Annotated in this window: 11 protein-coding genes and 2 tRNA genes; all 13 read left to right on the forward strand. The window is 29.4% G+C overall.

The features are described 5' to 3' along the window. Position 1 precedes the first annotated feature (1 nt). The 13 genes from J2S18_RS16110 to J2S18_RS16170 all read left to right on the forward strand — a co-directional run bounded on the left by J2S18_RS16110 (position 2) and on the right by J2S18_RS16170 (position 14,200). Positions 2–90, forward strand: a tRNA-Leu gene (locus J2S18_RS16110). Positions 91–270: 180 nt separating this feature from the next. Next, positions 271–720: a LytTR family DNA-binding domain-containing protein gene (locus J2S18_RS16115; protein WP_307488368.1), complete on the forward strand. Its 450-nt coding sequence runs from the start codon at positions 271–273 to the stop codon at positions 718–720. A 1-nt stretch (position 721) separates the two neighbouring features. Further along, positions 722–1,168 (forward strand): DUF3021 domain-containing protein, encoded by a 447-nt coding sequence (locus J2S18_RS16120; protein ID WP_307488370.1) that lies wholly within the window; start codon positions 722–724, stop codon positions 1,166–1,168. 379 nt (positions 1,169–1,547) lie between these two features. Then, a complete protein-coding gene (gene spoIIE, locus J2S18_RS16125) occupies positions 1,548–3,944 on the forward strand; it encodes a stage II sporulation protein E (RefSeq protein WP_307488372.1) in 2,397 nt (798 codons plus the stop codon). Positions 3,945–4,061: 117 nt separating this feature from the next. Then, on the forward strand, positions 4,062–5,462 hold the full coding sequence (gene tilS / locus J2S18_RS16130) for a tRNA lysidine(34) synthetase TilS (RefSeq protein ID WP_307488373.1): 1,401 nt from the start codon (positions 4,062–4,064) through the stop codon (positions 5,460–5,462). A gap of 2 nt (positions 5,463–5,464) precedes the next feature. Continuing rightward, positions 5,465–6,004, forward strand: a complete 540-nt coding sequence (hpt, locus tag J2S18_RS16135) for a hypoxanthine phosphoribosyltransferase (protein ID WP_307488375.1) — start codon at positions 5,465–5,467, stop codon at positions 6,002–6,004. A 98-nt stretch (positions 6,005–6,102) separates the two neighbouring features. Further along, a complete protein-coding gene (gene ftsH / locus J2S18_RS16140) occupies positions 6,103–7,905 on the forward strand; it encodes an ATP-dependent zinc metalloprotease FtsH (protein ID WP_307488377.1) in 1,803 nt (600 codons plus the stop codon). A 202-nt stretch (positions 7,906–8,107) separates the two neighbouring features. After that, positions 8,108–9,778: a formate--tetrahydrofolate ligase gene (locus J2S18_RS16145; protein WP_307488379.1), complete on the forward strand. Its 1,671-nt coding sequence runs from the start codon at positions 8,108–8,110 to the stop codon at positions 9,776–9,778. Between the two features lie 127 nt (positions 9,779–9,905). Then, positions 9,906–10,685 carry a type III pantothenate kinase gene (locus tag J2S18_RS16150; RefSeq protein ID WP_307488381.1) on the forward strand — a complete coding sequence of 260 codons (780 nt, stop codon included), beginning with the start codon at positions 9,906–9,908 and terminating at the stop codon, positions 10,683–10,685. 11 nt (positions 10,686–10,696) lie between these two features. Continuing rightward, on the forward strand, positions 10,697–11,683 hold the full coding sequence (gene dusB, locus J2S18_RS16155; RefSeq protein ID WP_307488382.1) for a tRNA dihydrouridine synthase DusB: 987 nt from the start codon (positions 10,697–10,699) through the stop codon (positions 11,681–11,683). A gap of 284 nt (positions 11,684–11,967) precedes the next feature. Next, positions 11,968–12,450 (forward strand): transcription elongation factor GreA, encoded by a 483-nt coding sequence (gene greA, locus J2S18_RS16160; protein WP_307488384.1) that lies wholly within the window; start codon positions 11,968–11,970, stop codon positions 12,448–12,450. Between the two features lie 17 nt (positions 12,451–12,467). Further along, positions 12,468–13,973: a lysine--tRNA ligase gene (gene lysS / locus J2S18_RS16165; protein WP_307488386.1), complete on the forward strand. Its 1,506-nt coding sequence runs from the start codon at positions 12,468–12,470 to the stop codon at positions 13,971–13,973. Positions 13,974–14,125: 152 nt separating this feature from the next. Further along, positions 14,126–14,200 (forward strand) — tRNA-Asn (locus J2S18_RS16170). Positions 14,201–14,205 lie beyond the last annotated feature (5 nt).

Below are 14,205 nucleotides of genomic sequence, written 5' to 3' on the forward strand. Positions count from 1 at the left end.
TGCCGAAGTGGCGGAACTGGCAGACGCACAGGACTTAAAATCCTGCGGTGGTTAAACACCGTACCGGTTCGATTCCGGTCTTCGGCACCAAAAGATCTAAGAAATTTTTCTTAGATCTTTTTTTATGTCCAAAAATAATTAGTTTTAATATGTTTAACATTAATATACTTACCTTTCACATCTAATAAGTTGCCGCTTAAGGAGAAAATGTAGGAATTCTAAATTAAAAAAGTTATACTAACAACATAAAGTGAGTTAGGAGGAAGTTGAGTGAAGATACAACTTGATATTGATGAAGAATATGAAGAAGCACTTGTTATTATAAAATCTAAAGAAATGACAGAAGAAATTTCTGAAATACTAAAGAAACTTAAATCCATTAAGAAAAGAAATGTTATTGGATTAGAAAATGAAAAAATTTATATATTGAATCCAGATGATATTTTGGTTATTTATAGTAAAGATCAAAAGGTTTTTGTAGATACTATAAATAAAACTTATGAAGTTAAAAAAAGATTATATGAATTAGAAGATGAGTTAAGGGGAGAGTCCTTTGTTAGAATATCTAAATTTGCAATAGCTAATGTAGATAAAATAAGAAACATAGAAGTGGTTTTTAACGGGAATTTAGTTGTGAATTTTATTAATGGAAGAAAGGAAACTATTTCTAGAAGGTATTTACAAAAAGTAAAAGATTTTATTGGAATGGGAGGAAGGTAATATGAAGTATATTAAAATGTTTATTTTGAGAGGATTGGTTGGATGTACAATAGGAGTTTTTATTAATCAGCTAATAACTGTTCTTATAGCTTGTGCCACAGGAAATGTTTATGATTCTCCTAATATGGTTATATTTCAATTTGTAATTTCAGTAATATCAGGATTTTATTTTGTGGGAATAACTACTATTTTTAGTGTTGAACAATGGAGCTTACTTAAGAAGACAATAATTCATGCAATATGTATGCTTATGTATTTTCCTATAGCAATGTATGCTGGCTGGGCACCATCAGGATTTAATACAACTGGTAAAATATTATTTTTTATTTGGTATGTTTGTGTATATTTAATAATATGGTTCTCAATAAAAAGATATAAAACAAAAAAAGCTATAGAACTAAATGAAGAATTAAAAAAACGTAAAGAAAGAATAGAAAAAGAAAAATAAATTATAATAAATAAGCGGAATGGTAAATTTTAGTAGTTTATCATTCTGCTTATTTATTAATCTTGTTTAAATAGAAAATTCATATATTTCTAAAAATATTATACATAAAAAAATATTTTAATATGCAACAAATTCATATATATAATGACAAAGATAAAAAATATTAAAATATTAAAAAATACTTGGAATAGCAAGGTTTGGTAAACTTTTACAATGTTTAAATAAAATATCGAAAAATAATATTAAATATAGAAAATCAAAAATATAGCTGAATAATGTCCTACGAAACTTTAAAATCATTGCAGAAATTTACATATATCGAGAAAGGTAATTGCTATAATTAAATTACAATTTATGGAAATTGCAAGGAGGAAGATATATGCAGTACAGACTTAATGAAAATTCAGTTGAAAGAATGGAAGAAGATATATTAGATAATAATAGAGTAGAAGTTAAAAGCGAGTTTGCTAAGTTATGTCTAATTTTCATAACAATATTATTGTTAAGTAGAGTTACCATATTAATTGGAGAAGGTGATGTGTCAGGAATATCTCCTTTTGGACTGGCTTTTTTTATTAGTGTAATAGTAGGTGGAGATAGAAACAAAATAATAGTATCAGGTGCAGGAGCTTTAATTGGATATTTTACAATAAATGCTACTTTAAAAGATGGACTTATGTATTTAAGTGGAGTACTTATTTTGTTAGGATATAGTCTTATTGCAGATAAACTTAAAAAGAGAGTTAATGAAAAACATTTACTATTTATAGTTTTTTTAAGTAATGTTATTTATGGATTAGTTATAAGTAATTATGATTTAGGAGTAAATATAACTATTTCAGGACTTAATACAATTTTAATTGTTCCAGTATACTATATTATAAATTACGGATTAAAGTGTGTAGGTGAATATAATTCAAATTACTTTTTTAATATAGAAGAAATTATAAGCATTTCAATAATAATATGTTTAATGGCTTCAGGGGTTGGTGGATTAACTATTGGAGAGATTAGTATAAGAACTATAATATCTTTAGCTACAGTAATTTCAATAGCTTATATAGGGGGAGCTTCAAATGGAGCTGCTATTGGAATATCTATGGGGGTTGTAATTGGAATAACAGCAGGAGATATGATAGGTGGCATAGGATTATATGGAAGTGTTGGACTCATAGTTGGATTATTTAAAGAAACTGGAAAGATATTTTCCTTTTTATCTTCAATAATGGTATATCTTATTATTTCATTGTATTCCCAAGGATTACATACGGAAGGGATTATAGAAGTATTATTAGGAGGTATATTGTTTTTAATAATACCTAAGAAAATTTTAAGTATGTTAGAAACGGAAATGTGTAATGATGCTAAAGTGGATATGATAAATGATGAACATTTAAAACAGGTTAAAGGTGAATTTACTAAAAAGATACAGGGGTTTGAAAGTGTATTAAATCAGATGGAAAAATCGTTAAATAATATTTCAGAAAATAATAATTTATCATATAAAAATAGAAGTACAGCCTTAATAGAAAATTTGGCAGATAGAGTATGCAGCGGATGTTCAGAATGCAATAAATGTTGGAATAGAGAATTTAATCAAACATATACGGCTTTTGAAGTATTGTTAAAGGGAAGGGAAGAAGGTAGAGATAATTTTCCTATAGAACTTGAAAAGAAATGTATCAAAAAGACAGACCTTATAAGAAATTCAGATAGTATAATAAATATATTAAATGGAAATGAAATAACTAGAAGGAAATTAGAAGAAGGCAGAAAGCTTGTAACAAACCATATAAGAAGTATTTCAGGCAACTTAAATGATATGATAGTAGATTTTAAAAGAGATGTTACTTGGGGATTAGAGCTTGAAAAGACAGTAAGAAAAGAATTAAATAGAAATTCAATAAATTATAAGGATGTATTTTGCTTTACAGATAAAGGTGGAAGGATAAATATAAAAATAAAGATGGAAAATTGTTTAGATGGAAGTTATTGTAGTAAAAATGTACTTCCAGCTATTAATGAAATAATGAGAACTCCAATGACAATTAATGAAGATGGGTGTAGAATTTCCCCTAACAATAAAGAATGCACAATATTAATACAGGAAATGCCTAAGTATAAGGTTACTTCCTATGCTGGAATGAGAGCTAAAGAAGGGGAGCAATATACTGGAGATACCTATACATTTGGAAGAATGGATGGTGGAAATTATATAACACTATTAAGTGATGGAATGGGATCTGGACCTGAAGCTGGAAAGGAAAGTAAAATAACAGTAGATTTAGTTGAAAAGTTTGTAGAAGAAGGTTTTGAAATTGAATCAGCATTAAATACTGTAAATTCAATAATGAATATGAAGTTTGAAGAGGATGAAAAATTTGCAACTTTAGATTTAAACTTAATAGATTTATATAGTGGTAAAATATCATTTTATAAAGTTGGGGCTGCTGCAAGTTTTATAAAGAGGGGAAATAAAATAAAGAAAATATCATCAAATATGCCTCCTTTTGGGCTTGTTGACAAGATGGAATTAGAAAGTGTTGAGGAAAGAGTTAAAGGTGGAGATATAATAATAACTTTAAGTGATGGAGTTTTAGATGTAGATAAAAATGGAGTGGGAGATTCCCTTTGGCTTGAAGATTATTTAAAAAATAAAGGTAATAATCCAAAGGAGCTTGCTCAAGATATATTAGAATATTCTAAAGAAATTAACAATGGAACAATAAAAGATGATATGACAATTGTAGTTTCTAAGGTTTATTCTGTATATTAAAATATGGTATAGTAATATTAAAAGCTGGCTTATAGTCAGCTTTTATAATTTTTAATGTTACAAAAAGTGTAATTTAATGTATGATATAAATGAAGTTATACATAGGATGTGATAAAATTGATCAATGATTTTACAAAATATATAGAAGAAAATAAGCTTTTAAGTAAAGGTGATAAAGTATTAGTTGGATTATCAGGTGGACCGGATTCAGTTTGTTTATTACATTTATTAAATACTATAAAGGATAAATATGCTCTAGAAATTGGAGCAGCTCATATAAATCATATGCTTAGAGGAGAAGAGGCTATGATAGATGAAGAGTATGCAAAGAACTTATGTGAGAGTTTAGATATTAAATTTTATAGTATAAGGCTTGATATAAATAAAATTGCAAAGGATAGAGGGGTATCTACAGAAACAGCTGGAAGAGATGAAAGATATAAATTTTTTAATGATGTAAAAAATAAAGAAGGCTATACAAAAATTGCTACAGCTCACAATGCAAATGATCAAGCAGAGACTATACTTATGAGAATAATGAGAGGAACTGGATTAGAAGGATTAGGTGGAATACCTGTAGAGAGGGAAGGTTTATATATAAGACCTATATTATTTCTAGAAAGGGAGTTTATAGAAAAATATTGCAGTGATAATAATTTAAACCCAAGAATAGATAAAACTAATTTAGAAAATATATATAGTAGAAATAAAATAAGATTAGATATTTTACCTTATATGAAGAAAAACTTTAATAATGATGTAGTAAAGGCTATAAATAGAATGAGTTTATTACTTCAAGAAGACAATGAATTTATAAATAATGAGGCAATAAAAGCATTTAATAAGTATTGTAGTGTAAAAAATAATGAAATAATTATAAATAGAGAATTATTTGATGAAGAAAAGGCTATAATTACTAGAGTAATAAGAAAATCTTTAACTACCATTTCAAAAAGTACTTATGACTTTGAGATGAAGCATATAAAAGAGGTAATAAACCTTAAGGATATAGGAACAAATAAAAGAGTAGATTTGCCAAATGGTATATATGCTGAGAATATATATGGTGAAATATACATAAAAGAAAAAGATTCATTAATAAATAAAAATAATGAATGTAGTGAAGTAAGAATAAAAAAAGAAGACTTAAATGGATTAAAAATAGATTTTTTAGGTTGTTTAATTGAATTTGAAGTAAATTTAAAAGAAAAAAATTTAAAATTTAACAATAATGACTTAATTAAGTATTTTGATTATGATAAAATTAATGAGTATGTTACTCTTAGAAAAAGAAAAAATGGAGATAGGATAGTTCCTTTAGGAATGAGTGGCAGTAAAAAGCTAAAAGATATTTTTATTGACATGAAAATTCCTAAAGATTATAGGGACAATATTCCTGTTATACAATTTGATGATGAAATTGCTTGGGTAGTGGGAGTTAAAACTTCTAATACATATAAAGTAAACAAAACAACAAAAAAAATTATGAAAATAATATTTAAAAGAGAGGAATTGTAATTATGAGAGAAGATATAAAAGAGGTTTTATTTAATGAAGAAGATTTAGCGAAGAAGGTTAAAGAGTTAGGAACCAAAATAAGCAAAGACTATGAAGGTAAAGACTTACTTGTAGTTGGAGTTTTAAAGGGATCAGTTTTATTTGCATCAGATCTTATAAAGAACATAACTATTCCTTGTGAAATAGATTTTATGGCAGTTTCAAGTTATGGAAACTCAACAGAAACCTCAGGAGTTGTAAGAATCTTAAAGGATTTAGACCATAGCATAGAAGGAAAACATGTATTAATAGTTGAAGATATAGTAGATAGTGGAGTAACTTTAAATTATCTATTAAAATATTTAAAGGCAAGAAAAGCAGAAAGTATAGAAATCGTATCATTACTTAATAAACCAGAAAGAAGAACTGTAGATTTAAATGTTAAATACATTGGATTTGAAGTTCCTAATGAATTTATTGTTGGATACGGAATTGATTATGCTGAAAAATATAGAAACTTACCTTATATTGCAGTTTTAAAAGAAGAAGTATACAAAAAGTAAAAAATATTTTTATATTAAAATGCATTATAGTTAATTATTGTAATTAAAAAGTTCATATGATAAAATTTAAAATAATTAAAAAGAGAGGGGGGCCTTGAATGAAAAAATATTCAAGTGCAGCTGTATGGATTGTTACATTAGCAGTACTGATTTTTGCATCAGTTGCTATGTGGGAAACAGGAAATAAAGCAGATACTATTTCATACAGTTCATTCCAACAAAAATGGACTTCAAATGAAATTTCTAAAATATATGTCCATGATGATAAGATGACTATAGATGGTGTTATGAACAATAATGAAAAATTCATAACATATGTACCTGAACAAATATTGACAAAATTAATTGGAGAAAACTCTAAAAATAATGTTAAAGTTGATTTTGAGAAACCTTCAAATAGCGGAGCATGGTTATCTCTTATACCAACAGTTCTTATGGTGGTATTATTTTTAGTTCTTCTATTTGTTATGACACAGCAATCACAAGGTGGTGGCGGCGGAAGAGGAGTTATGAACTTTGGTAAAAACAGAGCTAAAGTTGCTACTCCAGATTCTAAGAAGGTAACATTTAGAGATGTTGCAGGTGCCGATGAAGAAAAGCAAGAATTAGCAGAGATAGTTGATTTCTTGAAAGAGCCAACAAGATATACTCAAATGGGAGCTAGAATACCAAAGGGAGTTCTTTTAGTTGGACCTCCGGGAACAGGTAAAACATTACTTGCTAAAGCAATAGCTGGAGAAGCAGGTGTACCTTTCTTTAGTATATCAGGTTCAGATTTCGTTGAAATGTTTGTAGGTGTTGGAGCATCAAGAGTTAGAGATTTATTTGCAGATGCTAAAAAGAATGCACCTTGTATAGTATTTATAGACGAAATAGATGCTGTAGGTAGACAAAGAGGAGCAGGTCTTGGTGGAGGACATGATGAAAGAGAACAAACTCTTAATCAGTTACTTGTTGAGATGGATGGTTTTGGAATGAACGAAGGAATTATAATGATAGCAGCTACAAATAGACCAGACATATTAGACCCAGCACTTTTAAGACCAGGCAGATTTGATAGACAAATAGTTGTTGGAGCACCTGATGTTAAGGGAAGAGAAGAAATACTTAAAGTTCATACAAGAAAGAAACCTTTAGCTGAAGATGTTAAGCTAGATGTATTAGCAAAGAGAACTCCAGGATTTGCAGGAGCCGATTTAGAAAACCTTACTAATGAAGCAGCGTTACTTGCAGTAAGAAGAGGAGATAAGGCTATTACAATGGTTGATATGGAAGAAGCAATAACAAGAGTAATAGCAGGACCAGAAAAGAAGAGTAGAGTTATTAGTGAAAAGGATAGAAAGCTTACTGCATATCATGAAGCAGGGCATGCTGTTGTAATGAGATCATTAGAACATGCAGATCCAGTTCACGAAATAAGTATAATACCAAGAGGAAGAGCTGGTGGATATACTATGCATTTACCAGATGAAGATAGATCATATACTTCAAAACTTAGATTAAAGGATGATATGGTTGGTCTTCTTGGTGGAAGAGTTGCAGAACAAATTATTCTTGGTGATATTAGTACAGGAGCTAAGAATGATATAGATAGAACTAGTGCAATTGCTAGAAGTATGGTTATGGAATATGGAATGAGTGAAAAATTAGGAACTATTTCATATGGATCTGACCAAAATGAAGTATTCCTTGGAAGGGATCTTGGAAGAGGAAGAAACTTCTCAGAGGAAATAGGAGCAGAAATTGATAAGGAAGTTAAAAACTTTGTTGATGAAGCATATGTAAGAGCTGAGGGAATACTTAGAGAAAATATTAATAAGTTACATGCTGTAGCTAAAGCACTTTTAGAAAAAGAAAAATTAGAAGGCTCAGAGTTTGAAGAAATATTTGAAAATGCATAAAATTGATCCTGCTTAGGCAGGATCTTTTTTTATAATCATCAAAAAAAATATATTGCGAATGTTTTAATTTATTATAAAATTATTGTTCGAAAAATAAACTTTAAAAACCTTAAAACAGGTGTTATACTCTTAATATATAATACATAATAAAAAATAAGTATGTATAGCCGAATATTATCAAAAAGAAAAGGGGTTAGAATTAATGAAAAGTGATATTAAAATAGCTCAAGAAGCAAAAATGGAACCTATAGTAAAAATAGCAGAAAAATTAAATTTAAAAGAAGATGACATAGAATTATACGGAAAATATAAATGTAAGATTTCATTAGATACTCTAAAAGATAATGAGAATAAAAAGGATGGTAAGTTAGTTTTAGTAACTGCTATAAATCCAACTCCAGCAGGAGAAGGAAAGTCAACAGTTACAGTAGGACTTGGAGAAGCGCTATGTAAAATGGGAAAAAATGCAGTAATAGCTCTTAGAGAACCATCTCTTGGACCGGTTTTTGGAATTAAAGGTGGAGCAGCTGGTGGTGGATATGCACAAGTTATTCCTATGGAAGATATAAATTTACACTTTACTGGAGATATGCATGCAATTACATCAGCTAATAATTTATTATCAGCAGCTATAGATAATCATATTCATCAAGGAAATGATTTAAGAATTGATTCAAGAAGAATAGTTTTTAAAAGAGTTATGGATATGAATGATAGAGCCCTTAGAGAAGTTGTTGTAGGTCTTGGTGGTAAAGTTAATGGATTTTTAAGAGAAGATGGCTTTATGATAACTGTAGCTTCAGAAATAATGGCAATACTTTGCTTAGCAGAGGATTTAAGCGATTTAAAGGAAAGAATGGGTAATATAGTTGTTGCTTATAACTTAGATGGAGAACCTGTTTATGCAAAGGAACTAGGAGTTCAAGGTGCTATGGCACTATTAATGAAAGATGCCATTAAGCCAAATCTTGTTCAAACATTAGAAAATACTCCAGCTATTATTCACGGGGGACCTTTTGCAAATATAGCACATGGATGTAACTCAATAATAGCAACAAAGTTAGCATTAAAACTTGGAGATATTGCTATTACAGAAGCTGGTTTTGGAGCAGACCTTGGAGCAGAAAAGTTCTTAGATATTAAGTGCAGATATGGTGGATTAACTCCAGATTGTGTTGTTGTAGTTGCAACAATAAGAGCATTAAAACATCACGGTGGAGCTAAAAAGGATGAATTAAGTATTCCAAATGTGGACTTATTAAAAAAAGGAGTTTCAAATTTAGATAAACAAATAGAAAATATTAAAAAATATAATGTACCAGTAGTAGTTGCAATAAATAAATTTACTTCAGATAGTGAAGAAGAAATACAATTTATTAAAGATTTTTGCAAGGAAAAAAATGTTAGAGTAGCACTTTCAGATGTTTGGGCAAAAGGCGGAGAAGGTGGAATTGACCTTGGAAATGAAATAATTGATGTTTTAGAAAATGAGAAATCAGATTTTAAAGTATTATATAATGAAAATGATAAAATTGAAGAAAAAATACTTAAGATAGCAAAAGAAATATATGGAGCAGATGGTGTAAGTTATACTCCACAAGCAAAAAAACAAATTCAAGAATTAGAAAAATTCTCTCTTGATAAATTACCAATATGTATGGCAAAAACACAATATTCATTATCAGATAATCCAAGTCTTCTTGGAAAACCTGAAGGTTTTGACATAACAGTTAAGGAAGTTAGAGTATCAAATGGAGCAGGATTTATAGTAGTCTTAACTGGTAATGTAATGACTATGCCAGGACTACCAAAAGTTCCAGCAGCAAATAAAATGGATATACTAGATAATGGGGAGATAATAGGTTTATTTTAATAAGATGTTAAACTCTTGACAAATACCACTGAATTGTTAAAATTATATTGTTAAAATTAAGTTATTTTATCATAATAAAAGCAGCTTCAATTACGGCTGCTTTTAACTATATTAAGGTGGTGCTTTTATGATTTTGCTTGTCGATGTAGGGAACACAAATATCGTTTTAGGAGTTTATAAAGAAGATAAATATATAGCTAGTTGGAGAATATCAACGGATGCGAAGAAAACATCGGATGAATTTAGTGTTCAAGTTATGCAACTATTTTCGCAACATGATTTAAATCCAAAAGAAGTAAAAGGAATAATAATATCTTCAGTTGTTCCTAATATAATGCATTCATTAGAGAATATGATAAGAAAATGTTTCTGCAAAGAACCTATAATAGTAGGTCCTGGAATAAAAACGGGAATTAATATAAAGTATGATAATCCAAAGGAAGTTGGAGCAGATAGAATAGTAAATGCTGTTGCGACTTTTGAAATATATAAAAAACCAAGCATAATAATTGATTTTGGAACAGCAACAACATTTTGTGCAATAACAGAAAAGGGAGATTACTTAGGTGGATGTATTGTTCCTGGAGTAGGCATAGCATCAGATGCCTTATTTGAAAGAGCAGCAAAATTACCAAGAATAGAACTTGAAGTACCAAAAAATATTATTTGTAAAAGTACAATTGTAAGTATGCAAGCAGGTATTTTATATGGATATATTGGGCAAGTTGAGTATATAGTAAATAAAATGAAAAAAGAAATGGTGAATAAGTGTAGTGAAGAACCAACAGTAATTGCAACAGGTGGACTTGCAAACTTAATTGCAAAAGAAACAGATGCAATAGATATAGTTGATGTTGATTTAACACTAGAGGGCTTAAGGTTAATATATTATAAAAATAAGGAGTAGTACTCAAAAAGATGAAAATAGGAAATCTAGAGTTTAAAAATAATGTATTTCTAGCACCTATGGCAGGAGTAACAGATATATCATTTAGAGGCCTTTGTAAAGAACAGGGTTGTGGACTTGTATACACGGAGATGGTTAGTGCAAAAGCATTATATTATGGTAGTGAAAATACTAAACAACTTCTTAGAATTTCTGATGAAGAAATGCCTGTAGCAGCACAAATTTTTGGAAATGATCCAGAGATTATGGCTAAAGTAGTAGAAGAACATTTCAATAAAAGAGATGATATTTGTATAATAGATATAAATATGGGATGTCCAGCTCCTAAAATTGTTAAAAATGGAGAAGGATCAGCTCTTATGAAAGATCCAAAACTTGCAGGACAAATTGTAAAGAAAATAAAAGAGGTTTCATCAAAACCTGTAACTGTAAAGTTTAGAAAGGGATTTGATGAAGATAATATAAATGCTGTCCAATTTGCATTAGCCCTAGAAGATGCTGGAGTAGATGCAATAGCTATACATGGCAGAACTAGGAAACAGATGTATGAAGGAAAAGCAGACTGGAATATTATAAAGGAAGTCAAAGATAATGTTAAAATACCTGTTATAGGAAATGGAGATGTTTTTACGCCAGAAGATGCCTTAAAGATGAAAAATCTTACTAATTGTGATGGTATAATGATTGCAAGAGGAAGTATGGGTAATCCGTGGTTATTTAAACAAATTCAAAGAATTCTTCAAGGGGAAGAACTTAAAGTAATAACTCCAGAAGAAAAGATTGATATGTGCATAAGACATTATGAACTTGCAATAAAGTATGATGGAGATTATAAAGCAATAAGAGAAATGAGAAAACATGCATCATGGTATATAAAGGGTCTTCCAAGATGTACAGAAGTTAGAAATGTTATGAATACATTAGATAACAGTGATGATGTAATGAAGCTTTTAATAAATTATAAGGAAAGCCTTAAGAATTTTAAAGCTGAAATATAATAGTGTAAGCTTTTGAATAAATGAAATAATTTATTCAAAAGTTACATTATTTTTAAAGGTAATTAAAATTAAGGTCTATTTTTATGAATAAAGTAGTATATAATAGGTATCATATACTATTGATAACGCTTTTATAAAAGCTAATTTGTTGACATATTATAGGCCCTGCTTTATAATGTTTTAAATGAATTTCAATATTATTATAGGGCTTAATAAAAAGATATATGGCATAAATATTAAATAAAAAGCAAACCAATGGAAGGTTTTTTAAAGGGGAGTTAAATATGAGCGAACAAAAAAAATTTGTAATGACTTACGAGGGTGTTAAAAAGCTTGAAAGCGAGCTAGAATATTTAAAGACTGTCAAAAGAAAAGAGATTACAGAAAAGATAAAGGTAGCACTAGGATACGGAGATTTAAGTGAAAACTCAGAATATGATGAAGCTAAAAACGATCAAGCGTTTACAGAAGGTAGAATAATTCAATTAGAAAACATGCTTAAAAATGCTGAAGTTGTAGATGAAGCAGAAATACCATCAGATGTTGTTTCAGTAGGAGCAAAGGTAAGAGTTAAAGACTATGATTTTGATGAAGAGGTTGAATATAATATAGTAGGTTCAGCTGAAGCTAATCCAATGGAATTTAAAATATCAAACGAATCACCAGTTGGAGCAGGTTTGTTAGGTAAAAAGGTTGGAGATATTGTAGAAATATCAGTACCAGATGGAATAAGTAAGTATGAAATATTAGAGATAAGTAGAGCGTAAATAACGGAGGGATATTAATGTCAACTGAAGAAATGAATATACAAGAGTTAGAAGCTCAGTTAAGTGAGCAAGAAGGACTTAGAAGAGAGAAGTTAGCTGAATTACAAGCAGCAGGTAAGGATCCATTTGACGTATATAAAGTGGAAAGAACACATAGTTCAGAAGAAGTTAAAGAAAACTATGATGAACTAGAAGGAAAAGTTGTAACAGTAGCTGGAAGAATTATGTCTAAGAGAGGCCAAGGAAAGGTTGTATTCTCAGATATTCATGATAGAGATGGAAAGATCCAATTATTCATTAAAATTGATGCAGTTGGAGAAGAAAATTTAAAGGCATATAAGAGTTTTGACTTAGGTGACTGGGTTGCTGCAACAGGAGAAGTATTTAAAACAAGAACTGGAGAAGTTACAGTAAAGGTTTCAGATTTTACATTAACTTGTAAGTCTTTAAAGCCATTACCAGAAAAGTTCCATGGATTAAAGGATCCAGATTTAAGATATAGACAAAGAGAAGTAGATATAATAACAAATCCTGAAGTAAAGGATACTTTTATAAAGAGATCACAAATTATAAAGGGAATAAGAGAATTCTTAGATAATAAAGGATTCTTAGAAGTAGATACTCCAATTTTATCACCAATAGCTGGAGGAGCTGCTGCAAAACCATTTATAACTCATCATAATGCATTAGATATAGATATGTACTTAAGAATTGCAACTGAATTATACTTAAAGAGATTAATAGTTGCTGGATTTGAAAAAGTTTATGAAATGGGTAAAAACTTCAGAAATGAAGGAGTTTCAGTAAGACATAATCCAGAATTTACTGCTATAGAATTATACCAAGCATATGCTGACTATAACGATATGATGGAAATCATGGAAAACATGGTTGCTTATGTATGTGAAAAGATAAATGGTACAACTAAAGTAATGTACGAAGGAACAGAAATAGACTTTAAGCCACCATGGAGAAGAATAACTATGGTTGATGCTGTTAAGGAATTTGCTGGAATAGATTTCAATGAAATAGCTTCAGATGAAGAAGCTCAAGCTATTGCGAAGGAAAAGAACTTAGAATTCCCAAAATCTCTTGATAAGGTAACTAAGGGAGAAGTTCTTAATATGTTATTTGAAGAATATGGAGAATCTAAGTTAATACAACCAACATTCTTAATTGATTATCCAGTAGAAATTTCACCTCTAACTAAGAAGAAGAGAGGAAATGAAATGTTCACTGAAAGATTTGAAGGATTCGTATATGGTAGAGAAGTATGTAATGCTTACTCAGAACTTAATGATCCAATAGTTCAAAGACAAAGATTTGAACAACAAGCTAAGGAAAGAGAATATGGAGATGACGAAGCATACATGTTAGATGAAGAATTCATGAGTGCTTTAGAAACAGGTATGCCTCCAACAGGTGGACTTGGAATAGGTGTTGATAGATTAATCATGTTCTTAACTGATTCATCATCAATAAGAGACGTAATACTATTCCCAACAATGAAGCCAAGTAAATAAATAGAGTTTTAATTAGACACCCGTTGCGGGGTGTCTTTTTTGATTATTAATCTTTAGAATAAATAATAAAATTTTAAGGTAATCAAAATAAATATTGAAAAAATAGTTGCAATTTAATGAAAAGATGATATAATATCAAATGTAGCAAATATTCCGCGATAGCTCAATGGTGGAGCACTCGGCTGTTAACCGATAGGTTGGAGGTTCAAGTCCTCTTCGCGGAGCCATTTTT

The organism is Eubacterium multiforme (assembly GCF_030813415.1).
Classification (GTDB): domain Bacteria; phylum Bacillota; class Clostridia; order Clostridiales; family Clostridiaceae; genus Clostridium; species Clostridium multiforme.